Below are 25,698 nucleotides of genomic sequence, written 5' to 3' on the forward strand. Positions count from 1 at the left end.
AATGCTACATATTTACCACAAATGATAATGCACTTGAGAATAATTATCAGTTGAATCGTAGAATTCGCTCCAGGACAGCGGCGTGAGTGCCCGCTTCTTTTTTTAACTTTTTGAATTCTATGTTCTACGCGCAATACACCCCTGCTGTACGAGCCGCATTGATCGCCATGGGTGCTGCAGGCTTGGCCATGCCGCTGATGGCCCAAACCGCCCCATCCACCGACGACACCACCGCCGCTGACAAGACGCTCTCGACCGTCACCGTTGTAGGTACCGTCGACGAGCTGCAAAGCCTCGATTTCTATGCGCCCAATTCCAGCGCTGTGATCCGCAAGGACGAGATCGACGCGCTGGGTGCACGCAAGCTCGACCAGGCTCTGCAATACCAGGCTGGTGTGCTGAGCGAGCCTTTTGGCGCAGACAACAAGGTGGAGTGGTTCAAGATCCGCGGGTTTGATGCTTCGGTTTCGCTCGATGGAACCCCCACCTCGCCCAATGGCTACTTTGTCTGGAAGCCTGAGGTATTCGGGGTCGAATCGGTCGAAGTGCTCAAGGGGCCTAGCGCTCTGGTATTTGGTGCCTCCGAGACTGGTGGCGTCGTCAACCTGGTGACCAAACGCCCTCAAAAGCAGCGCGCGCTTGAACTCAACACCGAGGTAGGCAACAACAACCGCCTGGGCTTGAGCGTTGACTACAACAACATCGCCAACAGTGATGGCTCGGTGTACTACCGCCTTGTAGCGCAAGCCCGCAAGGAAGACGGCATGCAGCGCGAGACCAACATGAAGAGCTACTATCTGGCGCCCAGCGTCACGATGGAGTTCAGCCCGCGCACTTCTCTGACGCTTCTGGGCAGCATCCAGCGCGAAGATGGACGCCCGACCAACGGCTTCCTGCCTGCGTACGGCACCATCATCGACACGCCGTATGGACGCATCGACCGCCGCTTCAATGCCGGCGAGCCCGGTGTGGATCAGCTCAAACGCACCCAGTCGAGCCTGGGCTGGATGCTGAGCCACAAGATCAACCAGGATTGGAAGTTCACGCAGAACTACAAGTACACCAACCTCGATCTCGACCAGACCAATACTTTCGCCTACGGCTCCAACGGCGACCGTGAGCTTCTGCGCGGCTACACCTATACCGACGGCAAATCCAAATCGCATTATCTGGACAACCGCATCAGCGGCCGTCTGCGCCTGGGTGACAGCGTGCAACTGCTGCCCTCCTTCGGCATCGATTACCTCAAATCCGACACCGATGGCCTGAACAATGGCTTTGGCGCCGCGCCCAATCTCGACATGTTCAACCCTGTCTATGGTGCACCCTTCAACGTGACAGGCACGCCCTACGGGCTGCATTCCAAGCAATGGGGCGCTTATGCATCCACCCAGATGCGCGTGGGCAGCCACTGGAACTTCAACGCAGGCATCCGCCATGACAAGGCCAAGAACAACGGCCGGGCCAATGGTGCCGATTCCGATTACAACGTCAGCAAGAACTCCCTCAATGCTGGCGCGATGTACATCACCGATTTCGGTGTCTCGCCCTACATCAGCTACTCCGAATCCTTCAAGCCCATCGCTGGCGTGGATGGCTATGGCACCGCCTACCGCCCCTATGAGGGAAAGCAAAGCGAAGTGGGCGTGAAGCTCGAACCGGCCTGGCTCAACGGCGGCAACATCACGCTGGCTTACTTTGACGTCAAGGAAAAGAACGCACTGGTCTCAGACGCTTCCAACATCCAATCGCAGACCGGCAAGCGCACCAACAAGGGCATTGAATTGCAGGGCGACTTCAAGCTGGGCACCAATACCCGTATCAAAGCTGCCTATACGCACAACAATTCCCGCCAGGATGTGACTGCCACGCAGACACTGCGCACGCCGCTGATCCCCGACAACCAGGCCAGCCTGTGGGTGAGCCACGCCTTCGCTCTGGCCAACAGCCAGAAGCTGACCGTGGCCGCCGGCGCGCGCTACAACGGCTCGACCGAGGACCAACGCTACACCCCTGGCACACGCATCTCTGGCTATACGCTGCTGGATCTGATGGTGCGATACGACATCAGCCGCGAATGGGCGCTGCAATTCAATGCACGCAACCTCACCGACAAGACTTATGTCAGCGGCTGTGACTTCTATTGCTACTACGGCGGCGCACGCACGGTCGATCTTCAATTGCAGTACAAGTGGAAGTAAGCATCGCTATCTCGAAGGCTGCGCCCAACGCCTGGCGAGTGCAGCCTTCGGCCAGCTAGCCATGGATCTTCCTGCAAGCAAGTCCGCCCGGCTGCGCCACATGCGCGCCGGGCGTCATGCATTCTTGCGCCAGCCGATAAAAACGGTATTTTTATGAAAACCTCTTCCATTGCCGAACAGGCCCAGAGCCCTGCGCAGTGGTCGCTACAGAGCTTGCTGACCGTGGTCTTTCTGGGCCTGACGGCCGGCGTGCAGATGAGCGACTACGGTCTGCAGGCCATCTCGCTGTCGGCCATCCAGAAGACATTTGCCATCAGCGATGCCGCAGTCGGCGCGCTTCAAGGTCTGGCGGGTGTGCTGGTAGGCAGCGCGCTGGCGATACCGCTGGCTCGCTTTGCTGATCGCTTCTCGCGCAAGCGGGTGCTGCTGTGCCTGGTCCTGGCCTCGACAGCCATGATGGTGCTCAGCGCGCTGGCACCCAATTTTCCGCTGTTTTTCCTGGGCCGCTCGGCGGCAGGCATCACCGAATTTGCAATGGTGCCGCTGGTGTACTCGATGATTCCTGATCTGGCGCCCGAGCGCCACCGTGTGTTCGCCAATCTTGGTTTTGCTGCTCTGGTCTCGACCGGCGCGAGCGCTGGCTTCTACTACGCTGGCGATATCCAGACTGCTGCCGTGGCATGGATTCCCGGCCAACTCGACCCCTGGCGCAAAGCCTTCTTGCTGCTGTCAGCAGCCGGCCTGCCTCTGCTGGTGGCGGGCCTGTTCACCGCCAATCCGCCTCGCCATGCGATGCAGGGTGAGGCCACCGACGGGGGGTCGCTACAAGGTTATCTGCGCCAGCACTGGCGGCCAATCGCGCTGTTCGTGGGCGTGGCTGGCAGCCTGATGATTGCCGTGCAGGGCCTGAACCAGTTGATGGCCTTGGCGCTGGAGCGCCGCTTCGATGCCACGCCAGCACATATCGGCAAGGTGCTGGGAGGACTGGTGCTGGTCGCCACGCTTGGTTGCCTGCCGGTGGTGGGCTGGCTGGACCGCTGGCTTGCCAAGCGCCTGGGCGCCGCAGTGCGGCCCATGTTGATGGGCATATGTGCGCTGCTGGCTGTGCCTGCGATTCTGATGCTCTATTCCACCGCTTCACTCCAGCAGGCATTTGTGGTTGTGGGCCTGTTCCTGTTTGTCACCTGCACTGCCAATGCATTGGTGCCCACCATGCTGCAGGATCTGGCCCCGCCACCGCTGCGCGCGCGCTGTTTTGCGCTGTGGAGCTTTGTGGTGTCGGTCTTCAGCGCCTTGGGGCCTCTGCTGGCTGGCTTTGTCTCCACCTGGCTGGTACATGGCCGTATGCTGAGCGCCATCGCCATCACTGCAGTGCCCACCTTGCTGATTTCAGCCTATTGCGCATGGCGGCTTTTCCTGCATACGCGCAGCGCAACGCAAAGTGCAGCCCTGGTAGCTGCCGCGCCCGCCACGTAATGTCGGTCGCGCAGCAGGGCGTACAGCCGGTTGCGCAGAACGGGCATGTGGCGGCAGCGTTCAACGGCTGGTGTGTTTTTCTACAGCTGCCGCCGTGTGGATGCAATGCGCGGCAAACGCCCATAGCTGCGCAGCCTGCTGCAGCACGCTTTGTGGCTGATCGCTCTCCTGATGGCCGCTGTCCGGGTTGAGCAGCAGCAACGCAGGGGCGCTGCTGCTGGAATGGCGACGGATATTGGCCAGCAGCTTGGCGGGTTCCCAGTAAGGCACCCGGTCGTCCTTGAGGCCCGCTGTGCACAACACCGGCGGATACGCGGCATCACGCACATTCTCGTAGGGGGAAAGAGCTGCCATCGCGTCGTAGGCATCCGGGTCTGCAAGCGGGTCGCCCCAATCGGGACGCAACAGCGGCACCAGCGGGTGGCCCGCATCGCTCATGGTGTTGAGCATATCGACAAATGGCACCTGCGCGATGACACCTGCCCACAGGTCAGGCCGCATATTCGCCGCGCCGCATACCAGCAAGCCGCCTGCCGACACGCCATGGCTCACCGTCTGCGCTGGCGTGCTGTAACCCATGCGCTGCAGATGCTGTGCGCAGGCCAGAAAATCGCTCATCGAGTTGCGCTTGTGCTCGCGGCAACCGCCCTGGTACCAGTCATAGCCCTTTTCCGAGCCGCCACGCACATGGGCAATCGCATAGCGGTAACCGGCATCCACCCAGGCCAGCGCCGGCAGTGAAAACGCTGGCTCATAGGCAATGCCATATGCGCCATAGCCGGTGAGCAGCAAAGGCAATGGCTGTAGCTGGCCTCCTGCCAGATCCTTGCGGGAAAGCACGGTGATGGGCACTCGTTCACCATCATCAGCAACCGCGTGCATACGCTCGATCAGGTAGCGGTCCGAATCCAGCCCGCTATAGCTCTCGCGCTCCACCTCGGTGATCTGTCCGTCGCTCAGACGCACATTCAGCCAGCGCGGCGGCTGTGCCAGCGTCTGGTGGGAAATGCGTACATGCGTGGCATCCCAAGGCTGCGCCAGCGGCATCTCCAGCACGTACGAAGGCTCGCTGAATGCGATCACCGTCTCGTGGCCGTCTGGCCGCAGCAGCACGAGGCGATGCAGGCCATCCACGCGCTCCAGCCGCGCCAGGACAGACGCAAAAGGCTGCATTGCAATGATGGGGACACCAAGGCGGTGCGGCACCAGTGGCTCAACCGCTGCCGATGCGTGCATGCCCTCGCCCGGCTTGCCGGCAACCTCCATGCGCAGGATCTGCCGGTCGATTGCGCCATCCACATTGGTCAGCGCAATCAGGCCGCCATTCCACTCGTTGATTTCGTACCGAATGCCGCGTTCACGCTCACGCAACGTGCGTGGCGAATCGCACTCTGCCCCAGCTGCGATCAGGCGCACCTCACTCGTGTCAGGTCCGAACAGAGTCACCGCCACATAGCCATTGGCCGCTGTGCGCGCCACCTTCATGAACAAGGCTGGGTCGTGCTCTTCATGCACCAACTCGGCCACGCCACCAGTCACGGGCGTGCGGTACAGGCGTGAAGGGCGGCTATGGGCATCACGCCAGATCCAGAAAACGTTCTGCGATGACGGTGAAAACACCAGACCGCCATATCCAAATGCATCCTCCGGTACGAGTTCCTGGGTTGCACCCGTCTGCGTATCGAGCAAGCAGATGCGATGGCGATCATTGCCGATCACGTCCTCGGCCCAGATGAAATAGCGCTCATCCGGGCTGGCCTGGTGCTCGGCAGCCCGGTAATAGGCGTGGCCTGCGGCTCGTTCGGCCTCGTCCACCAGCGCCTCAACCCGTCCATCGGTATGGCGGCGTACAAACCGCTTGTGTCCCGGTGTCGCACTGGGCTCCACGCCATAGGTCCAGCCCGCAGGGGGCGATGCGGATGCGACTGCGGGCGCATGCACAACACTGCGCGCATAAGCCATCATTGCCTTGTAGAAGTCCTGTGCAGGTGCTGCCAGCGGCTGCAATAGCTGCTGTGCATAGTCGCGTTCGGCTTGCAGGTGCTGGCGCAAGCGCGGCGGCAGGTTCTCCATGGTGCGCGTACCCACGGCAGGCACAAACTTCATCCAGGCAAACTCGTCGTTGCGGGTGCGCCCCAGTTGCTCGATCACATGGTCCTCACGCGGAGCCTGAGGCGCTGCCAGAGCAGGCCAGCCTATAGTGAACCGGCTTGCCTCGGCGCGGTTGGCGGTCAAAGAAGATTTCTCGGCAGGAAGCGGTGTGGAAAGGGACACGGGCAAGGCGGTCTCAGCAATAGGTTGAAAGATCAGCAAAGCGCTGCCGCAGGAAATCACGGCGCGATCTGGCGAAACAGGGCCGTCTATTGTTGTAATGCCAGGTATTCCCAGCTTCATATGGGGCCAATTGCGTGAGATGCGCAGCACCCATGGCGCCGTGATCAATGCGCAAGCACAGCGTTTTAGAATGAACCGATGCCAAACGCACTTCCTCCTGTCGTTTTCCACCAGCTCTCACTGGCGTGCAGCGTGCTGGAGGCAGGGCTGGGAAGCGCCATCGTCAGCATGCATGTTTTTGGATCGGCTGTGGATACGGGTCTGCAACCTTCCAGCGATCTTGACTTGCTGGTGACCGTGGATGAGGCACCGAGCGAAAGCCAGCGCAGCGCTGTTCTGACGCAGCTCCTCACGGTTTCTGCGCCCCCTGGGGCGTCGGCCATTCTTCGTCCTCTGGAAGTCACCGTACTGAGTCTCGCCCATTTGAAGCCCTGGCGCTATCCTGCTCGCCGCGAATTGCAGTTTGGCGAATGGCTCCGCCATGACCTGCTTGGCGGTGTGTTCGAAGCGCCAATGCCGGACCCTGATCTGGCGATCCTGATCACCAAGGTTCGAGACAGCAGCATTGCTCTATATGGGCCTGAAGCCTCCGCGCTCCTTCCACCTGTACCACAGGCCGACCTTGAGCGAGCCCTTCTGGACACTGTCGGGCAGTGGAACCAGCCCGAGGACTGGGCAGGGGACGAGCGAAACATTGTTCTCGCACTCGCCCGCTGCTGGTACACAGCGTGGACGGGCCGGATCTGCTCGAAGCAGGAAGCGGCTACCTGGGTACTTGAACGCGTGGACGACCGCCACAAAGCGATCGTCGCAAATGCCCGTGCTGCCTACCTGGGGTTGGAGCAGGACACTTCGTCCACCCAGCCCGAAGCCGTGCAGGCATTCGTGCGTGATGCTCGCACAGAAGTGGAGCAAAAGCTGGCTGGCTGAACGGCGAATCACCTGGCAGCTCCACTCGCGGTCGATACTGGCCGCTTTGGCCTCTTGCAATGCACAACGACGAAGGAGTGACACGCCTTGGAGAGCGACGATGATCTGCTACACCTTGAGGAGCGCCTCTCGGCACTCCCCGATCCCAGGCGCCACGGGTATGTTGATGCCCAGGGAGTGCGCATCTGGTTCGCCGTCTTTGGCTCAGGCCCGCCTGTTGTCCTGCTGCATGGCGGCATGGGCAACAGCACCAACTGGGCGTGTCTGATCCCCGAGCTGGTCGACCACGGATACTGCGCCATCACCATTGACAGCCGTGCCCAGGGCCGCAGCTTCTGGGACGGCAAGCCATTGCACTACACGGACATGGCGGCGGACGTTCGGCAAGTACTCGACCATCTCCACATATCTAGCGCCGCCATCGTTGGCTGGAGCGATGGCGCGGACACCGGGCTGGTGTTGGCGGAAACGTCCCCCGAACGGGTACATGGCCTCTTCTTCTTTGCATGCAATGTGGACGCTTCCGGAACCAAGCCGTTCGAGATGACGCCGCGCATCGAACGTGTATTGCAACACCACCGCAGGCAATATGCCGCGTTGTCGCCAACACCCGATAACTTCGACGAGGTCTTTGAGGCAATTCAACGCATGCAGTCGAGCGAGCCGAATTACCTGGCGGCTCAGCTTGCGCGGATGAATGTACCGACCACGGTATGCCACGCAGAGAATGATGAATTCATCTTTCGTGAGCACCTGGCGTATCTGGCAGACACCTTGGGCAATGCCAGGTTCGTTCTCTTGCCTGGTGTTGGGCACTTTGCTCCCTGGCAACAGCCTGCCCTGTTCAACACCGCCGTCATCGCATTTCTGAGGCGCCTGCATACGCCCACAGAATGAACGGCATCATGAATCGATTCGTTCAGCCCTACCGACAGCGCCCCAGCCGCTGTCAACTCCGCATCACCCGTACGAAGGGTGCGTGCGCTACGCTTCATACCTTCTCTTGATCCCTCCTCCTTGTATGCCTTACATCATCGAAACCTTTGACAAGCCCAACAGCCTTTCCCTGCGTAAAGAGAATCGGGATGCACACCTCGAATTTCTCGATGAGCACAAGGCAGCGCTGATCGCATGCGGCGCCAAGCTGAATGACGATGGCACCGACCAAGGCGGCGGCCTGTACATCGTCGCCGTGGAAAGCGCCGAAGAGGCGCGCGCCTTCATTGAGCAGGACCCTTTTTTCAAGATCGGGCTTTTTGGAGACATCAAGATCACCCGTTGGCGAAAGGCCTATGTCGACGGCGTGTGCAAACTCTGAAACGGGTCTGCCAGCTTCATTGCACGGAGCGTCGCCCGCCCAAACTTTCGCTTATGCGACAGCCTGGGGAGGCGATAGTGGTTTGTCCTGAGTTGTGTGCGGAACATGCGTTCTACAATGGGCGCATACAGGTTCAGATTTGAAGACCATCTGTAAGATGGCTTCGTCGCGCCTTATGGGTTTGTATCGGCCTCTTGCAGCACATCAAGGAGGCAATGATGCAAACCAGCGCTATAAAAATTCGTGGTGTCCAGGATGTCATATCCTTTATCGACGGACGCCAGGGAATCAAAGGTCGGGCGGGCGTTATCTGGTGGCTCGCGCTTGGCGGCCTGTTTCTCGATGCATTTTCCAATTCTGCACTCAGCGTAGGCCTCGGGCCGATGACACGCGACCAGCAGCTGACCCCTGCTGAAGTTGCATGGATGACATCGCTTGCTTCATGGGTGTCGATCGCCTTCAATCCCATTGGCGGCTGGATGGCCGACCGCTGGGGCCGCATGCGCCCTCTCATCATCGCCAAGGTGCTCGCCGTCATCGGCGCGCTGCTGGTCACGTTTGCGCCCGACTATTCCACCATTCTGTTTGGCCGCTTCTTTGTAGGCGCGGCGTATGGCATTGATTTCGCCATTGCCATGGCCGTGCTGGCAGAGTTCACACCGGCACGGTTCAAGAGCCGCCTGAACGTATGGCAAGGCATGTGGTACATGGCCGTCTGTACCAACCTGGTGCTTGCGCTGTGGTTCAACTCCTGGGGCGTGGGTGATTCGCTGTGGCGTTACTCGGTCGCTGCCACCGCTGTGTTCGGCTGCTTCATCCTGGTATTGCAGCTTTGCCTGCTGATTGAAAGCCCGACGTGGCTGGCACGCAAGGAGCGCCTTGAAGATGCGGCCCGCTCGATGACTCGCATCTATGCCCAATCATTTGTCGCAGCCCCGGTTTCCGAACGCTTGCCGGTCATCAACCAGGCCAAGCGGGGGCTCGCGAATGTATTGCTGATTTTCCGCGGCGTCTATCTGCCACGCACCATTCTGGCGGCCACTGTGCAGATCGGTCAGTCAATCCAGTACTTTGCGGTGGGCTGGTATCTCCCGTTGATCAGCGCGTCGCTGTTTGGCAAGGATTTTCAGCAGGCCACGCTTGGCGCGTTGGTATTCAACGTCTTCGGCATCGTGGGCGGCTTTCTCTCGCCCACGATCGGCCGCATTCTGGGATTGCGGCGCGCCTCCGCCATCGGATTTGCACTGGTCTTTCTGATGCTGCTGGTGCTGGGTCTTTTCAATGGAAAGATGCCTGTCTGGGCGGCTGTTGCAGCACCGTCACTGTTCATTCTTTTCCACTCGGGCGGGCCGGGTGCCAACGGAAAAAGCCTCTCGACGCTGTCCTTCCGCAGTGAATTGCGTGCCGGAGCAAACGGCGTCATTGGTGCGCTGGGCGCAATGGGCGCAGCCCTGGGTCTGCTGGTATTTCCGCTGTTCCGCCAGCAATATGGCCTGGAGACAACCTTCCTGATCCTGTCGGTGGTTCCGCTGGTGGCAAGCCTCATCTGCTTCACCATCAAATGGGATCCGACGCGCAGCGCCGTCAACCCGGACAACGAACCGGACGCCCCTCAGTTTGAAGCCGATGCCGTCAAAGTGGTAGCTGCGCGATAGCCGAAAAGAAGAGGAGACAGGCAATGGCCGACAACGACGTTATTTTGTCCATCGACGAGGGGACTTCGGGCACACGCGCAGCATTGGTGGGAAGAGATGGCCTTGTCTTCGGCCAGGACTACATTCCGCTGGATGTGTCGTGTCCGCGCCCTGGAACCGTTGAGCAGGACGCAGATGTTCTGCTGGAGAAGACGCTGCTGGTGTGCCGGCGGGTGATTGCGCAAGCGCAGGCCAGCGGAAAGCATATCGTGGCAATGGCCATTGCCAACCAGCGCTGCTCCGCGGTGTTGTGGGATACGTCGACCGGCAGGTCTCTCGCTCCCGTCATGGTCTGGCAAGATTCAAGGCACCGGGAAGAGCTGGCAGCACTGTCCTCGCGCTGGGATTCCACCCTGGTGCAGTATGCGGGGCGGCCTGCCGGTGTCCGCTCGCCCTATCTGTGGGCCCGGCACAAGCTGCGAGAGGTGCCGGAGATTGCGCAGGCCTACCGCGAAAAGCGCCTGGCCTTTGGAACCATCGATACCTGGTTGCTATGGCACCTTTCGAAGTCACGCGAACTGGTCACAACGCCGACGAACGTGACCTCGGGAAACGCATACGTCCTTCGGGAACACCGGTATCTGGATTCGTGGCTGGATGCGCTGGAGTTTCCGCAAGAGCTACTGCCCAGACTCCGGGAAGACGCCGACGATTTTGGCATCACCCGGCATGAGCTTCTGGGTATCGAAGTGCCCATTCTTGCCTGTGCAGGCGACCAGCATGCTGCAGCCATCGGCCTGGGCTGCCTGGAGCGCGGACAGGCCATGTGCGTGCATGGCACAGGCAGTTTCGTAGACGTTCTGACGGGTGTTGATCTGGCACCGCACGATGGCGCCCATGAGAGTTCCCTCACGATGACCGCCCGAAGAACCCACGGGCTGTCCCGCTTTGCCATCGAAACCTATGTGCCCACCACAGGCTCGGCCCTGAACTGGATATGCGAAAAGCTGGAATGGTTCAGTGACCCCAAGCAGATCAGTGAACTCGCCTGCGGCGCAACCACCTCTCCAGACCTGCTGTTCGTGCCCGCGCTGACGGGGCTTCGCATTCCCTCGATGGAGCCCGCAGCGAGAGCATCGGTACTCGGAATATCGATGGCGACCTCCAAGGCGGAACTCGCAAAGGCCATTCTGGAAGGCATCGCGCATTCGGTGACCTCCTGCATGGATGCCAACCAGCAAGCGTCTGGCACTCGCGTATCGGAGCTGCTGGTCGGAGGCGGTTTGGCTGGCAGCTCCACCTTGTTGCAGATACAGGCCGACCTGATGGGCATGCCTGTGCGCCGTCTGGCCGAAACCGATAAGGCAAGCCTCAGAGGAATTGCCTTCCTGGCTGGGGGCTCCGGCCTGCTGTGGGATTCGCTGGAAGAGGCCTGCGCTACCTTGAAGACAGACGCTGTCTTCGAGCCGCAGATGGGCGAGGACGAGCGTGCACACCGGCGGGCGATATGGCACGCACGCGTGGCCGACGAACTGGCCCACGCAAGAAAGTACACACGTCTTGAATCAACGGAGAAAGCAGCATGATAGGTTGGCCAACAAACCTATATGGCAAGGACAGCGCCGAATTGACATTGACCGCCCCACTGCGGCTGGAGCGTGCCGAGCAACTGGCACAACTGGGCGACGAGAAATTCGACCTGCTGGTGATAGGCGGTGGTGTCACCGGCTCCTACGTCGCACTGGACGCCAGTCTGCGCGGCTACCGGGTTGCGCTCATCGAGAAAGACGACTTTGCGTCCGGCACATCGTCCAAATCGTCCAAGATGGTTCACGGCGGGCTGCGCTACATCGAGCAGGGAAACCTGGGCCTGGTTCGCCATTCGCTTCTGGAAAGACAACGCCTGCGCCGCAACGCCCGCCATCTGGTGCATCGGCTGCCGTTCCTGTTTCCCGTGATGGAACGCGAGGGCGTGTTTGACAAAAAACTGGCCAAGGCCTTCAACAGCCTGCTGTGGACCTACGATTTCGCCGGTGGCTGGCGTGAGGGAATCCTGCACCAGAAGCTGTCCAAGGCCGAGGTGCTCTCGCACTGCCCGACTTTCCGCGAAGACCACCTGATGGGCGGATTCATGTACTTTGACGCGCGGGTGGACGATGCGCGTCTGACCTTGACGATCGCCCGAACGGCAGTATTCCATGGCGCAACCGTCGTGAACCATTGCAAGGCGGTATCGCTGACGCGCAATGAAAGCGGCAAGGTCGACGGCGCCATCACCCAGGTTGATGGCAAGGAGATCCGCGTGCAAGCCCGGTCGGTGGTGATGGCGACCGGCGTATGGCTGCGCGACTGGGATGGTCGAAAGAATGGGCAGGAAGCCAGACTGCATGTTCGCCCTGCCAAAGGCGTGCACGTGGCCATTCCGTGGCTGAAGATCCGCAACGACTGCACAGTCACCATTCCGGTGCCAGGCCGCAGCAGACGCGCCACGATCACAAGATGGGGCAATGTCTCCTACCTCGGCACAACGGATGAAGACTACGAAGGCAGCCTGGACGATGTGCACTGCACACGCAAGGAACTCGATTTTTTGCTGGAAGGCGCGCGCTCGGCCCTCAAGACCGACCTGCAGCCAGAGGATGTGGTCGGCAGCATCGCCGGATGCCGCCCGCTGGTCGGGCCGGCTGGCGGAAAAACCGTCGAGATGAAGCGCAACCACGAGATCCATGTCGCCGAAGACGGACTCGTCACCATCGTGGGCGGCAAGCTGACCACCTCTCGCCACATGGCAGAGCAAACTGTGGACACCGTGGAAAAGCAGCTGGGGCGGCGCGAGCGATGCACCACAAAGTCTGCCTTCCTGCTGGGCGCTGCGGGCTACGACTCACAGGCCATCACGGCCACAGGCGGCCTCTCGGCGCATCTGGGTGAGCGCTACGGAACAGAGGCACGTTTTGTCAGCGACATCATGCAGCACCATCCGTCTCTCCTCAAGCCCATCGTGGAAGGGCTTGCGTACACCGAAGCGGAAGTCGTCTATGCGGTGCGCCACGAGATGGCAAGAACGGTGGAAGACGTGCTGTCCCGCCGGATGCGAGCGCGCCTCATGGCGCGCGACGCCTCCGCCTTGGCCGCAGCGCGCGTGGGCGAGATTCTGCAGGCCGAGCTCCATCTGAGCGCAAACGACATTTCGGAACAGGTGGCCGCATACCGCCATTCTGTTGAACGTGAAAAATCCATTCTTATGGGAGATATCCAATGCTGAGCAAAGATGCAATCAAACGTGGCTACAACCGTCGCAACTACGTGGTGGGCGCCCACACCCCGCCCGCCTATGCGGCAGGCATCACCGGGTTCGATGGCCCGGCAGGCCTTCAGCGCGAGCCGGTTCGGGTGACCCAGGCGCAGGTAGAAGCACTGCAGAAAGTGGCAGACAAGGTGGAGACTGCCCGCGAAGCCGTCATTTCTGGAACACGCGACTGGTGGGCCCGTACCATGGTCGCAGAGACTTCGGGGCAGCCCGCCACACCGGATGCAGTCATCGTGCACGCCTCTCAGGTCGCGCAGATCCAGGCCGTGATGCGCATTGCCAACGAACATGCCATTCCGGTGACCGTGGCAGGCGGTCGCAGCAACGTCACCGGCGCGGCGCTTCCCGTGCGGGGAGGCATCGTCCTGGATATCTGCCAGCTCAACAAGCTGGTCGATTTTGACGCAGTCAGCCAGGTGGTGAATGTGGAAGCAGGCATGTTCGGAGACGTCTTCGAAGAGACCATCCAGGGCCAGTTCAAAATGACCATGGGCCACTGGCCTTCGTCCTTCGGCATCAGCACCGTGGGAGGCTGGGTTGCCTGCCGGGGCGCGGGCCAGCTGTCGACCCGGTACGGCAAGATCGAGGACATGGTGTATGGCATGGATGTGGTGCTGGCCGACGGCAGCCTCATCACCGTGGGCGGATACCCGCGCGCAGCCATCGGCTCCGACCTGCAGCAGCTGTTCATCGGTTCGGAGGGCACGCTGGGCATCATTGTTCGCATCCGCTTCAAACTGCACCGCCTGCCTGACTATGGCAAGTCCATTGCCTACGAATTCGGCACCTTCGCGCAAGGCCTGGAAGCCTGCCGCCAGATCATGCAGCAAGGGGCCAACCCCGCCGCCTTGCGCCTGTACGATGCGCTGGAAAGCGGTGTGCAGTTCAATCGCCCTGCGACCCATGTGCTGATGATTGCAGACGAAGGTGCTCCAGAAATGGTCGACGCCGTCATGCAGATCTGTGAGCGCGTGTGCAAGGCCACCGGCACCGAACTGGACGGCGCGGCCATTTTGGAGCGCTGGCTGGACACGCGCTACCTCACCGGCAAAAGCGCGGAAGGCTTCAAGAAGAGCCCCGGTTTTGTCGCCGATACGCTGGAGATGTCTGGCTGCTGGCGTGATCTCCCCGCCATCTATGACGAGGTGGTCAAGGCCATCGCATCGGTGCCTGGCACGCTGGCCGGCTCCGCCCACCAATCCCATGCATATGTCGATGGCGCGTGCCTCTACTTCTCGCTGCGCGGCGAGGTCGAAGTGGACAAGCGGGCCGACTGGTACCGCGCCGCCTGGGATGCGGCCAATGCAGTCATACTTCGTTACAATGCCACATTGAGCCACCACCACGGCGTGGGCCTGCTGCGCGCGCCTTACATGGCCGAGTCGCTGGGCACGGCATTTTCATTGCTGCAATTGACCAAGAAAATGCTAGATCCCAAGAATCTGCTCAATCCGGGAAAACTTGGCCTGTCCGACGAAGTAACGCCTTAACCGAAACGATTGCCAGCATGGACCGCTCCCTGGGCGCAAGGCTCGCCAGATACCCCGTCATGGCTACCCTCTACGGTGCCGAGCAGATGGGCGCATTCCTGGCCAGCGATGCCGAAGTCGCCATCGTCGCGAATATCGAGCTGCGAAAGCTGCGCCTGGTGGTCTCCACGATCACCAAGGCAGACAAGCTCGCCATCGTGAACATCGACAGCTGCGACGGCATATCGCAGGACAAGGGGGCGGTGGACTACCTGGTCGATATTGGTGCCAGCAGCCTGCTGTCCACCAGAATGGCAACCATCCAGCGAGCCAACAAGGCGGGCCTGCTCACCATGCTCAAGGTGTTCGTGACCGACCGGTCCACATGGCCACGCAGCGTCAAGGCCATCGAGCAAAGTGACCCCAACCTCGTCCAGATCATGCCGGCGCCGATGCTGGCGCACATCTCCGAGGCCGAGAAGCAATCCATGCCGCCCATTGTGGCGTCCGGTTTCATCTGCAACCAGGAACACGTGGCACTGGCGCTGCGCTCAGGCGCGTGTGCGATATCCAGCAGCGATGCGGAGCTGTGGAGCCGGGCTTCTTGATATCACGCAGCCCATTCTCTGCGTCAAAGAAATAAAAAAGAGGAGCTGCCTGCGCGCATCGGTATTGGGTTTTCAAGCGTTTTATCCATCAAAGCCCATTCTGCTCTGCGCAAGCAGCTATGCTTCACCAAGTCTTCGGTTTGCTGGCTGGCTCAGAAGCCTTCATTTGCACCCAGATAGCGCCACTGCCCCACCGGCAGATTGCCCAGTGCCACCTTGCCGATGCGAATGCGCTTGAGGCCCACCACATGCAGGCCCACCGCTTCGCACATGCGGCGAATCTGGCGCTTCTTGCCTTCGCGCAGCACAAAGCGCAGCTGCTCCGGGTTTTGCCAATCCACCTCGGCGGGCAGCAGTGCCTGACCGTCCAGCGACAGGCCATGGCGCAGCAGCGCCAGCTTGTCTTCGGGGAAATGGCGCTCCACGTCCTTCTCCACCGCGCCGTACACCACACGCACCAGGTATTCCTTGTCCACCTCGGAGTCTTCGCCAATGATGTGCTTGGCGATGCGGCCGTCCTGTGTCAGCACCAGCAGGCCGATCGAGTCGATGTCGAGCCGACCGCAAGGCGCAAGCCCCTTGAGCTGGCTGAAGTTGAAACGGGTCTTGCTGCGGTCCTCGCGCCAGTGGTTGGGCGGGTTGATCAGCACCACAGCAGGCTCGTGGCCATCTTCGGCCTGCCCGCTGACATAGCCCATGGGTTTGTTGAGCAGGATCGTGACCTGCTGGGCCTGCTGCTCCTGTGCGGCACGCTGAATTTCGATTTTGTCGGTCAGGTTCACCAACTGGCCCATCGTGGCGACCTCGCCATTGACCAGCACCCAACCATTCTCGATCCAGGCATCGCCCTCGCGGCGCGAACACATGCCCAGATCAGACAGGCGCTTGTTCACACGCACCTGGCCTTCAGCCTTGAGCTGCACGTTCTGCGCCTGGGCGGCCGCCGTCTGCATGGTGCGTGGCGTAGCATCTGCCCGCCACACATTCGCCTTGGGTTCGCTGCGGGCAGGCGGTGCAGGACGAAAACCATCACGTGAACGTTCATAGCCCCACGGCTTTCCTGCCGCGTTGCGGGCCCCACGCGCACCCTCGTCCCCTGCGAACCGGCCTGGCGCGCCGCTGCGGCGCGCGCCTCCACCTGCACCGGCATTGCTGCGCGGTGATCCGCTTGCGCCGCGCGCGGCGGGAGCGGACGCAGGCTTGCTGCTGAGCGTCAGTTTTTTACGGCCGTCCCCCTCGGGCGAGGAAGATGCGGGCGATGGGGATGGGGCAGGAGCATTTGGCATAGCCCTGTATTGTCGCGCGAATCCCATGCCTGGCTGCCCCGCACGGCCTTGTGATCCGCCTGTCGGTGCCTGACGGGCTTACATTTTCCCGGGGTTCTTACGGAAATCGAGTCCCACGCCCCGTATTGCATCCCCATGCCAGTTCCAGCCTACGGCAAGAGGTTTGCAAAGCAGCATGAACACAGGCTTTTCACCGCGATGCGCAAATGCAAGCAGGTATGACGGATGCAACAGCACTGTTTCTGGCCGCTCCATAGCGGCGTAGCATGAAACCTCGTTTGAAAAGTATTGGAGAAACACCATGAAATGGCTTTCCCTGTGTGCGGTACTGGCCTGTGCAGCGGCTGTCAGCGGCTGCGACCGAGGCCCTTCATCCGTCCCCACTCCGCGCGCCACACCCGGCACCATGCCCGCACCCGCCACAGCGGCCCCTGGCACTCCGAGTACGGGCCCAGGCTCCGCACCCGGCGCTCCGGAAAGCAAACCTTGAACAAGGGCCCGCTGCTGCTCAAGCGCGCTCGGGGTTGACGAACCAGCCCTTGCCACGCAGGGCCTGCAGATTGAGCACACGCAGGCCGCCGTATTCAATGCGAATAGCGCCTTGCTCCTGCAGGGCCGCCAGTGCCTCGTTCACGCGCTGGCGAGACAGCCCCACCAGATAGGCCAGTTCCTGCTGGGTGATGCGCAGCACATCGCTCACGCCGGGGTAGAGCACCGGATTGAACAGGGCCGCCAGGGTGCGCGCCACGCGCTCCTCGGGCCGGTTGAGGCGGTCGATCTCGCGTGCCGAGATGAACTGCGCCAGCCGTTCATTGAGCTGGTGCATCATGAAACGGTTGAATCCCAATGAATGATCGAGCAGCCAATGGAAGGTATCGACCGGAATACCGCCAATCGTGCTTTTGCGCAGGGCCTGGATGTCGTAGCGATAGGGTTCTCGCTTGAGCGCCGTACCTTCGCCAAACCAGCCACTGCGGGGCATTCCCGCGAAAGTCATGGTGCGGCCTTCGCTGTCCTCGGCACTCATCTTGAGCAGGCCTTCGATCACACCAAACCAGAAAGTGACCGGGCGCCCGACCCGGCACACATATTCACCAGGCTCTGCTTCCGTCACCACCAGTTGCCGCACGGCATGGTCACGCTCCGCAGGCTGCAGAACGCGCAACCAGGGGATGCCCGCCAGTTCATCCGGGGTGGGTGCACGCCGGCGTTGGTACAGGGATGCGGTGACAGTCATAGGGCGCAAGATTGCCGCAGAGCCTGTCGCATTCCTATAGGGAACGCACTAGTGTGCGAGGCTGGTTTGTCGCTTGCGCGCCAGCTACACTGAGGCCCAGCTTTTGATTGCATTGGAAACACCATGACCGATTTGAACACCGCCTTTGAAGCCGCCAAGGACAACGCGATGAACCTCAGCGAGCGCCCGGACAACCAGACCCTGCTCAAGCTCTATGGCCTCTACAAGCAAGGCGCCGTGGGCGACAACAACGAACCCAAGCCCGGCTTCACCGACTTTGTCGCATCTGCCAAATGGAATGCCTGGAACCAGCTCAAAGGCGTGGCGCAGGACGATGCCAAGCAGCAGTACATCGACCTGGTGAAATCGCTGGAATAACCACCAAGCCAGCCCACCCAACAACGGCCCCAGGGCCGTTTTTTATTGCCCCTGTATCGACCGTGCCGGTCAGGCATTGACCTCCAAACATGGGCACCCTGCAGTCTGGCTCGCGGGGTCGGATTTGCTTCTGCGTTACATCAAGATGGCGCAAGCTATCCGTCTTTTCTTCCGTTACCACAACCTGCTCCTCATCACAGGTAAACACCGAGAGTGCTTTCCCTAGGATTGTCGTCATAAAGACAAAATAACGTCAAAGCTGCTTCTACATTCCGTTTCAACAACGACGTGTGCTTTCAAAGCATGCGATCCATAAAAACGGTTCAGGAGACGGCACATGTCCACTACCTTTCCCAAGCTCTTGCTGCAGCATGCCGCCAGCCGGCCGCACGACGCTGCGTTGCGCGAGAAGGAATACGGCATCTGGCAAAGCTATGACTGGGCGCATCTGGCGACCCTGGTCTCGCACATCGCGGCAGGCTTGTCGCAAGCGGGCCTCGCGCGTGGCGAGCATCTGGTACTGATCGGTGCCAACCGCCCTCGCCTCTATGCCACCATGCTGGCTGCGCAGTCGCTGGGCGCGATTCCCGTGCCGCTGTACCAGGACGCCGTTGCTGCGGAATGCGTGTTCCCCCTGAACAACGCCGAAGTGCGCTTTTGCCTCGTAGAAGACCAGGAGCAGGTGGACAAGCTGCTGGAGCTGCGCGAGCAGTGCCCGCTGATCAGCCACATCTTCTACGACGATCCGCGCGGTCTGCGCAACTATTCGGAGCCGGGCCTCGCATCGCTCGACAGCCTGATCGCCACTGGCAAGGCGTATGTCGACAGCCACCCCCAGTGGTTTGAGGGACAGGTGCACGCTACACAAAACGAGGACGTTGCCGCAATGTTCTTCACCTCGGGCACCACTGGCAACCCCAAGGGCGTGGTGCACACCCACAGTTCGCTGCTGGAGAGCGCCTCTGCAGGCGCCGAATTCGAGAATCTGACCAGCAAGGAGGAAGTGCTGGCCTACCTGCCCCCCGCCTGGATCGGCCAGAACATCTTCAGCTATGCGCAATGGCTGGCCTGTGGTTACGTGGTGAACTGCCCTGAATCGAGCAGCACCGTCAATATCGACCTGAAGGAGGTCGGCCCCACCTATTACTTTGCGCCGCCGCGCATTTTTGAAGGCATTCTGACCAGCGTGATGATCCGCATGGAAGATGCCGGCCTCATCAAGCGCAAGATGTTTCACCACTTCATGGAAGTGGCTAAACGGGTGGGCCCAGCCCTGCGTGATGGCCAGCCCGTGAGCCTGGCGGACAAGATCAGCTACCGGTTGGGCGATTGGATGGTGTTTGGCCCACTGCGCAACAACATGGGCTTCAGCCGCGTGCGCGTTGCCTATACCGCTGGCGAGGCGATCGGGCCTGACCTGTTCACCTTCTTCCGCTCCATCGGCATCAACCTCAAGCAACTGTATGGGTCGACCGAAACTGCCGTGTTTGTCTGTATCCAGCCAGACAACCAGGTGTTTGCCGACACGGTGGGTAATCCGATCCGCGGTGTCGAAATCAGGATGGCCGACAACGGCGAAATCCTGGTCAAATCCAAAGGGCTGCTCAAGGAATACTATAAGAACCCCAAGGCCACGGCCGAGGTGCTGAGCGAAGACGGCTGGTACCACACCAGTGACGCAGGCTTCATGGACAAGAGCGGCCAGCTCAAGATCATCGACCGGGTCAAGGACGTGGGCCGCTTGAAAGGCGGCGCCAACGACGGCGCGATGTTCGCACCCAAGTATGTCGAGAACAAGCTCAAGTTCTTCCCTTTCATCAAGGAAGCGGTGGCACTGGGGGACGGCCGCGAAAAAGTCTGCGCGATGATCAACATCGACTTCGAGGCCGTGGGCAACTGGGCCGAGCGCCAGAACCTGCCCTACGCGGGCTACACCGACCTGGCGCAAAAGCCCCAGGTTTATGCACTCATCAAGGATTGCGTGGAGAAGGTCAACGCCGATCTGGCAACCGATGCCATGCTCGCTGGCAGCCAGGTCACGCGCTTTCTGGTACTGCACAAGGAGCTTGATGCCGACGATGGCGAGTTGACCCGCACCAACAAGGTGCGCCGCGGCTTCATCGCCGACAAATACGGCGTGCTGGTCGATGCGCTGTATGCCGGCCGTGCGGAACAGTTCATCGAAACCCAGGTGAAGTTCGAAGACGGCCGCACCGGCAGCGTGAGCGCCACCTTGAAGATCGACGACAGCAAGACCTTCACGCCCGTGAAGTCTGTCGCCTGAAGCCCTTGCCGAGAGAAAGCCACCCATGAGCAAAAAAATCGGTGACGTCATTTTGGACATCCAGAACATCAGCCTGCGATTTGGCGGTGTGAAGGCGCTGACGGACATCTCCTTCAACGTCAAAGAGCATGAAATCCGCTCGATCATCGGCCCCAACGGTGCCGGCAAGAGCTCCATGCTCAATTGCATCAACGGCGTCTACACGCCATCGGAAGGTTCGATCACCTTCCGTGGCCAGACCTTTGCGCACATGAACAGCCGCCAGGTGGCAGAGATGGGCGTGGCCCGTACCTTCCAGAATCTGGCGCTGTTCAAGGGCATGAGCGTGATCGACAACATCATGACCGGCCGCAACCTCAAGGTCAAAAGCAACATCCTGATGCAGGCCTTGCGCATCGGCCCTGCGCAGCGCGAGGAAATGCAGCAGCGCGAGTTTGTCGAGCACATCATCGATTTCCTGGAGATTCAGGCGTACCGCAAGACACCCGTGGGCCAACTGCCTTATGGACTGCAAAAGCGTGTGGACCTGGGCCGCGCACTGGCCATGGAACCACAGGTGCTGCTGCTGGACGAGCCGATGGCAGGCATGAACGTTGAAGAAAAGCAGGACATGTGCCGCTTCATCCTGGATGTGAACGACGAGTTCGGCACCACCATCGTGCTGATCGAGCACGACATGGGCGTGGTGATGGACATCTCGGACCGCGTGGTGGTGCTGGACTACGGCAAGAAGATCGGCGACGGCGTACCCGATGAAGTGCGCGCCAATGAAGACGTGATTCGCGCCTACCTCGGCGCTGGCCACTAAGCACAGGTTCCAGGAGCGAAGCATGGCATTTTTTCTCGAAACTCTGTTTGGCGGCCTGATGGTGGGCATGCTCTATGCGCTGATTGCGCTGGGCTTTGTGCTGATCTTCAAGGCATCGGGCGTCTTCAATTTCGCCATGGGAGCCATGGTGCTGTTTGCAGCCCTGGCCATGGCACGTTTTTCCGAATGGATTCCCAAATGGCTGGGCATGGAGCCGGGCGTCATCAGCATCACCCTGGCGCTGGCAGTCGCCATGGCCATCATGGTGGGCGTGGCCTGGCTGATCGAGCGCTTTGCGCTGCGCTACCTCGTCAACCAGGAGCCCATTGCCCTGCTGATGGCAACCCTGGGCATCGCCTACTTCCTGGACGGTCTGGGGCCGCTGATTTTCGGTTCGGCCGTGTACAGCATCAACGTGGGCATGCCCAAGGATCCGATGTTCGTGCTGGAGAACATCTTCCAGGGCGGCGTGCTCATCAGCCAGGAAGACCTGTATGCCGCAGCCATTGCCGCCGTGCTGGTGGTTGCCTTGAGCATCTTTTTCCAGAAAACCAAGACTGGGCGCGCACTGCGCGCCGTGGCTGACGACCACCAGGCCGCGCAATCCATCGGCATTCCGCTCTCGCGCATCTGGGTGATCGTCTGGTCGGTCGCAGGCTGTGTGGCTCTGGTGGTGGGCATCATCTGGGGCAGCAAGCTGGGTGTGCAGTACTCGCTGTCGCTGGTGGCACTCAAGGCCCTGCCGGTGGTGATTCTGGGCGGCCTCACATCAGTGCCGGGCGCGATTGTCGGCGGCCTGATCATCGGCATTGGCGAAAAGCTCTCCGAGGTCTATCTGGGCCCCATGGTGGGCGGCGGCATCGAAACCTGGTTTGCCTATGGCCTGGCGCTGTGTTTCCTGCTGTTCCGTCCTCAAGGTCTCTTCGGGGACAAAATCATCGACCGCGTGTAACTGGAGACCTGACCTATGTTTTATCGTGAAAATGGCCAGTTCAAGACCAGCTACGCGGCCGATCAGCAGATCTTCCCTGTTCTTCAGGACAAGTGGGCCATCATTGCCATCCTGCTGGTGGCCTTTCTGGTGGTTCCTTTCACCTTCAGCAACTACACCTTCCAGGCGGTGCTGATTCCCTTCCTGATCATGTCGCTGGGCGCCATCGGCCTCAACATCCTGGTGGGCTACTGCGGCCAGATCTCGCTGGGAACGGGCGCCTTCATGGCCGCCGGAGCCTATGCTGCCTACAACTTCCATGTGCGCTTCGAAGGCATGCCGCTCATTCTGTCGCTGATCGGCGGAGGCCTTGTCGCCATGTTGATCGGCGTGTTGTTCGGCCTGCCCAGCCTGCGCATCCGTGGCCTCTATCTGGCGGTGGCCACGCTGGCAGCGCAGTTCTTTGTCGATTGGCTCACCAGCCGTGCAGCCTGGGTCACCAACAACTCTTCTTCAGGCTCGGTGAGCGCCGGCAAGCTGTCGGTGTTTGGCATGGCCATCGAGACGCCGGTGCAGAAATACCTGTTCTGCCTCGCCATCCTGTGCGTGCTGGGCCTGCTGGCCAAGAACCTGGTGCGCAGTGCCGTAGGCCGCGAGTGGATGGCCATGCGCGATATGGACGTGGCCGCCAGTGTGATCGGCATTCGCCCCATGTACGCCAAGCTCTCGGCCTTTGCCGTCAGCTCTTTCATCGTGGGCGTGGCGGGCGCGCTGTGGGGCTTTGTGCATCTGGGTGCATGGGAGCCTGCGGCGTTCAGCCTGGATCGCTCGTTCCAGTTGCTGTTCATGATCATCATCGGCGGCCTGGGCTCCATCGTGGGCAGCATCTTCGGCGCGGCTTTCTTTGTGCTGCTGCCTATCTTCCTCACCCAGGCGCCGCACTGGCTCGGTCTGCCGATTTCCACCGCCACCGCCACCTATCTGGAGCACATGGTGTTTGGCGCGCTGATCGTGTTTTTCCTGATTGTCGAGCCGCACGGATTGGCCAAGCTATGGGCCACGGCCCGCCAGAAGCTGCGTCTGTGGCCTTTCCCCCATTGATCCGTTTTCAGCAGAGCAACGCAGAGTGTTCGTGAGAGGGGTAATCAGTCCCCAACAACCCAAAGGAGATAGAACCATGTCTTTCAAGAAAGCTGTTATCGCCGCTGCCACCGCAGCGCTGGGTATGGGCGCACTGATTGCAGCCCCTGCCGCACAGGCCCAGGAGCAGTTTGTGCCGCTTCTGGTGTACCGCACCGGTCAGTTTGCGCCTCTGGGCATTCCATGGGGCGACGGCAAGCAGGATTACCTCAAGCTCGTCAATGCCAAGGGCGGCATCAACGGCGTGAAGATTGCCTTTGAGGAATGCGAGACCGCCTACGACACGGCCAAGGGCGTGGAGTGCTATGAGCGCTTCAAGACCAAGGCAGGTGTCTCCAGCTTCGACACGCAATCGACCGGCATCACCTTCGCCGTGAGCGCCAAGGCCCCTGGTGACAAGATGCCCGTCGTCACCCCAGGCTACGGCCTGTCGCAGTCTGCCGATGGCCGCGCCTTTGAATGGAACTTCCCGCTGCTGGGCAACTACTGGACTGCTGCCGACTCGATGATTCAGGACATCCTGAAGAAGGAAAAAGGCAATCTCAAGGGCAAGAAGATCGCACTGGTCTACCACGATTCGCCTTACGGCAAGGAGCCCATCCCCCTGCTGCAGAAGCGCGCAGCCAAAGACGGCTTCGAGCTGATGCTGCTGCCGGTGACCGCCCCGGGCGTGGAGCAGAAATCGACCTGGCTGCAGATCCGTCAGAATCGCCCCGACTACGTGCTGCTGTGGTCTGCAGGCGTAATGACGCCTACGGCCGTGCGTGAAGCCCAGGCCACCGGCTACCCCCGCGAGAAGATGTACGCCATCTGGTGGGCAGGCTCCGACCATGACGTGAAGGACATCGGCGCTGGCGCCAAGGGCTACAACACCGTCACCATCCACAACACTGCCGAGCGCGACAAGGTGCACGACGAGGTCAAGGCCATGCTGTATGACAAGGGCCAGGGCACCGCATCGGACGCCAAGGAGCTGGGCCAGTTGGCGCACACCCGCGGCATGATGATTGCCATGCTGCAGGTGGAAGCCATCCGCGCTGCGCAAGAGAAATTCGGCAAGGGCAAGGTGATGACCAGCGAGCAGGTGCGTTGGGGGCTGGAAAACCTGAACCTCACGCAGGAACGCCTCAATGAACTGGGCTTCGGCAAGATCCTGCGTCCGTTCAAGACCAGCTGCGAAAACCACCTGGGCGCCGACTGGTCGCGCATTGCACAGTGGGACGGAGCCAAGTTCACCGCAGTCTCCGACTGGTACCAGGCTGACAAGAGCCTGATTGACCCGCTGGTCAAGGAGTATGGCGAGAAGTACGCCAAGGAAAAGAACCTGCCGATTCGCAGCTGCAACTAATCCGCAGAACCATAGCTGTTCGCGCTTGCCTGGCAATATCTTCAAATGGATTTCATATTGAAATTATTGTCTGGTAAGCGCAGACAGCTTCACTTTCAATAGCATACGGTGAGGCCATGAGCACATCCAATCCCGCATCTACCGCAGCGCCGCTGCTCGTGGTCAACGGCATCGAGGTCATCTACAACCATGTGATCCTGGTGCTCAAGGGCGTGTCGCTTTCCGTACCGCAAGGCGGTATCGTTGCCATTCTGGGCGGCAACGGCGCGGGCAAGACCACGACGCTGCGCGCCATCTCCAACCTGCTCAAGGGCGAGCGTGGCGAAGTCACCAAAGGCAGCATCGAGCTGGAAGGCGAACGCATCGAAAACCTCTCGCCGTCCGACCTCGTCAAACGCGGTGTGGTGCAGGTGATGGAGGGCCGTCACTGTTTTGCGCATCTGACCATTGAAGAAAACCTGCTGACCGGCGCCTACACACGCACCAGCAAGGGCGAAGTCGCCGCCAATCTGGACAAGGTCTACAACTATTTTCCGCGCCTCAAGACCCGGCGCACCAGCCAGGCGGCCTATACATCTGGGGGCGAGCAGCAGATGTGCGCCATTGGCCGCGCCATCATGAGCAATCCGCGCATGGTGCTGCTCGATGAGCCATCGATGGGCCTGGCGCCGCAGATCGTCGAAGAAGTCTTCAACATCGTGCAGGACCTGAACCAGAAGGAAAAAGTCACCTTCGTCCTTGCCGAGCAGAACACCAACATGGCGCTGAAGTACGCAGACTACGGCTACATCATGGAAAGCGGCCGCATCATGATGGACGGCGCAGCAAACGACCTGGCCAATAACGAAGACGTGAAGGAGTTCTACCTGGGCATGGGTGGCGGAGAACGCAAGAGCTTCAAGGACGTCAAAAGCTACAAGCGCCGCAAGCGGTGGTTGGCATGAAGCACTCCCTGAGTCGCTACGCGCCTTCCCCCTCTCTCTACGCGCTTCGCGCTATGGGAGGG

The 25,698-nt window shown here is 60.7% G+C and carries 21 protein-coding genes; 18 read left to right on the forward strand and 3 right to left on the reverse strand.

What is annotated here, in order from left to right; all coding sequences use genetic code 11:
• Positions 1-119 precede the first annotated feature (119 nt).
• Both ABIE32_RS01245 and ABIE32_RS01250 read left to right on the forward strand, forming a co-directional pair.
• Positions 120-2,201, forward strand: a complete 2,082-nt coding sequence (locus tag ABIE32_RS01245; protein WP_429013068.1) for a TonB-dependent siderophore receptor — start codon at positions 120-122, stop codon at positions 2,199-2,201.
• A 153-nt stretch (positions 2,202-2,354) separates the two neighbouring features.
• Positions 2,355-3,677: an MFS transporter gene (locus ABIE32_RS01250; RefSeq protein WP_429013071.1), complete on the forward strand. Its 1,323-nt coding sequence runs from the start codon at positions 2,355-2,357 to the stop codon at positions 3,675-3,677.
• 60 nt (positions 3,678-3,737) lie between these two features.
• Here ABIE32_RS01250 and ABIE32_RS01255 read toward each other — a convergent pair whose 3' ends face one another.
• Positions 3,738-5,951: a prolyl oligopeptidase family serine peptidase gene (locus ABIE32_RS01255; RefSeq protein WP_429013074.1), complete on the reverse strand. Its 2,214-nt coding sequence runs from the start codon at positions 5,949-5,951 to the stop codon at positions 3,738-3,740.
• A gap of 198 nt (positions 5,952-6,149) precedes the next feature.
• On the opposite strand from ABIE32_RS01255, the gene ABIE32_RS01260 reads away from it, so the two are divergent.
• The 8 genes from ABIE32_RS01260 (at position 6,150) to ABIE32_RS01295 (ending at position 15,280) form a co-directional block, all read left to right on the forward strand.
• Positions 6,150-6,941 (forward strand): aminoglycoside adenylyltransferase family protein, encoded by a 792-nt coding sequence (locus tag ABIE32_RS01260; RefSeq protein WP_429013077.1) that lies wholly within the window; start codon positions 6,150-6,152, stop codon positions 6,939-6,941.
• An 87-nt stretch (positions 6,942-7,028) separates the two neighbouring features.
• Positions 7,029-7,838, forward strand: coding sequence for an alpha/beta fold hydrolase (locus tag ABIE32_RS01265; RefSeq protein ID WP_429013079.1), 810 nt, complete (start codon positions 7,029-7,031; stop codon positions 7,836-7,838).
• A gap of 124 nt (positions 7,839-7,962) precedes the next feature.
• Entirely contained in the window at positions 7,963-8,259 is a 297-nt protein-coding gene (locus tag ABIE32_RS01270) for a YciI family protein (protein WP_224150739.1), read from the forward strand.
• Positions 8,260-8,477: 218 nt separating this feature from the next.
• Positions 8,478-9,914 (forward strand): MFS transporter, encoded by a 1,437-nt coding sequence (locus ABIE32_RS01275; RefSeq protein ID WP_429013082.1) that lies wholly within the window; start codon positions 8,478-8,480, stop codon positions 9,912-9,914.
• Between the two features lie 23 nt (positions 9,915-9,937).
• Positions 9,938-11,479, forward strand: a complete 1,542-nt coding sequence (locus tag ABIE32_RS01280) for an FGGY family carbohydrate kinase (protein ID WP_429013085.1) — start codon at positions 9,938-9,940, stop codon at positions 11,477-11,479.
• Positions 11,476-13,158, forward strand: coding sequence for an FAD-dependent oxidoreductase (locus ABIE32_RS01285; RefSeq protein ID WP_429013088.1), 1,683 nt, complete (start codon positions 11,476-11,478; stop codon positions 13,156-13,158). The genes ABIE32_RS01280 and ABIE32_RS01285 overlap by 4 nt, the downstream gene beginning before the upstream one ends.
• Positions 13,152-14,693: an FAD-binding oxidoreductase gene (locus ABIE32_RS01290; protein ID WP_429013091.1), complete on the forward strand. Its 1,542-nt coding sequence runs from the start codon at positions 13,152-13,154 to the stop codon at positions 14,691-14,693. The genes ABIE32_RS01285 and ABIE32_RS01290 overlap by 7 nt, the downstream gene beginning before the upstream one ends.
• A 17-nt stretch (positions 14,694-14,710) precedes the next feature.
• Positions 14,711-15,280 (forward strand): glycerol-3-phosphate responsive antiterminator, encoded by a 570-nt coding sequence (locus ABIE32_RS01295; protein ID WP_429013094.1) that lies wholly within the window; start codon positions 14,711-14,713, stop codon positions 15,278-15,280.
• Positions 15,281-15,432: 152 nt separating this feature from the next.
• On the opposite strand, the gene ABIE32_RS01300 is transcribed toward ABIE32_RS01295, so the two are convergent.
• Positions 15,433-16,566, reverse strand: coding sequence for a pseudouridine synthase (locus tag ABIE32_RS01300; RefSeq protein ID WP_429013096.1), 1,134 nt, complete (start codon positions 16,564-16,566; stop codon positions 15,433-15,435).
• Positions 16,567-16,867: 301 nt separating this feature from the next.
• Between ABIE32_RS01300 and ABIE32_RS01305 the strand changes: the two genes are divergently transcribed.
• Positions 16,868-17,056 (forward strand): hypothetical protein, encoded by a 189-nt coding sequence (locus ABIE32_RS01305; protein ID WP_224150745.1) that lies wholly within the window; start codon positions 16,868-16,870, stop codon positions 17,054-17,056.
• Positions 17,057-17,074: 18 nt separating this feature from the next.
• On the opposite strand, the gene ABIE32_RS01310 is transcribed toward ABIE32_RS01305, so the two are convergent.
• Positions 17,075-17,803 carry a Crp/Fnr family transcriptional regulator gene (locus ABIE32_RS01310; RefSeq protein WP_224150746.1) on the reverse strand — a complete coding sequence of 243 codons (729 nt, stop codon included), beginning with the start codon at positions 17,801-17,803 and terminating at the stop codon, positions 17,075-17,077.
• A 123-nt stretch (positions 17,804-17,926) separates the two neighbouring features.
• Between ABIE32_RS01310 and ABIE32_RS01315 the strand changes: the two genes are divergently transcribed.
• From ABIE32_RS01315 to ABIE32_RS01345, 7 genes are all read left to right on the forward strand, one after another.
• A complete protein-coding gene (locus tag ABIE32_RS01315) occupies positions 17,927-18,181 on the forward strand; it encodes an acyl-CoA-binding protein (protein WP_224150747.1) in 255 nt (84 codons plus the stop codon).
• Between the two features lie 337 nt (positions 18,182-18,518).
• The gene (locus tag ABIE32_RS01320) at positions 18,519-20,465 is read left to right on the forward strand and encodes an AMP-dependent synthetase/ligase (protein ID WP_429013100.1); all 1,947 of its coding nucleotides are present in this window, start codon (positions 18,519-18,521) and stop codon (positions 20,463-20,465) included.
• Positions 20,466-20,490: 25 nt separating this feature from the next.
• On the forward strand, positions 20,491-21,273 hold the full coding sequence (locus tag ABIE32_RS01325; protein WP_429013103.1) for an ABC transporter ATP-binding protein: 783 nt from the start codon (positions 20,491-20,493) through the stop codon (positions 21,271-21,273).
• A gap of 22 nt (positions 21,274-21,295) precedes the next feature.
• Positions 21,296-22,225, forward strand: coding sequence for a branched-chain amino acid ABC transporter permease (locus ABIE32_RS01330; protein WP_224150750.1), 930 nt, complete (start codon positions 21,296-21,298; stop codon positions 22,223-22,225).
• A gap of 15 nt (positions 22,226-22,240) precedes the next feature.
• On the forward strand, positions 22,241-23,305 hold the full coding sequence (locus ABIE32_RS01335; RefSeq protein WP_224150751.1) for a branched-chain amino acid ABC transporter permease: 1,065 nt from the start codon (positions 22,241-22,243) through the stop codon (positions 23,303-23,305).
• A 76-nt stretch (positions 23,306-23,381) separates the two neighbouring features.
• Complete coding sequence (locus tag ABIE32_RS01340) at positions 23,382-24,692, forward strand: ABC transporter substrate-binding protein (protein WP_224150753.1); 1,311 nt, start codon at positions 23,382-23,384, stop codon at positions 24,690-24,692.
• A gap of 116 nt (positions 24,693-24,808) precedes the next feature.
• Complete coding sequence (locus tag ABIE32_RS01345) at positions 24,809-25,636, forward strand: ABC transporter ATP-binding protein (RefSeq protein ID WP_224150754.1); 828 nt, start codon at positions 24,809-24,811, stop codon at positions 25,634-25,636.
• The last annotated feature ends 62 nt before the right edge of the window (positions 25,637-25,698 follow it).

This window comes from Comamonas sp. 4034 (assembly GCF_050434545.1).
Taxonomy (GTDB): Bacteria; Pseudomonadota; Gammaproteobacteria; order Burkholderiales; family Burkholderiaceae_C; genus Comamonas; species Comamonas odontotermitis.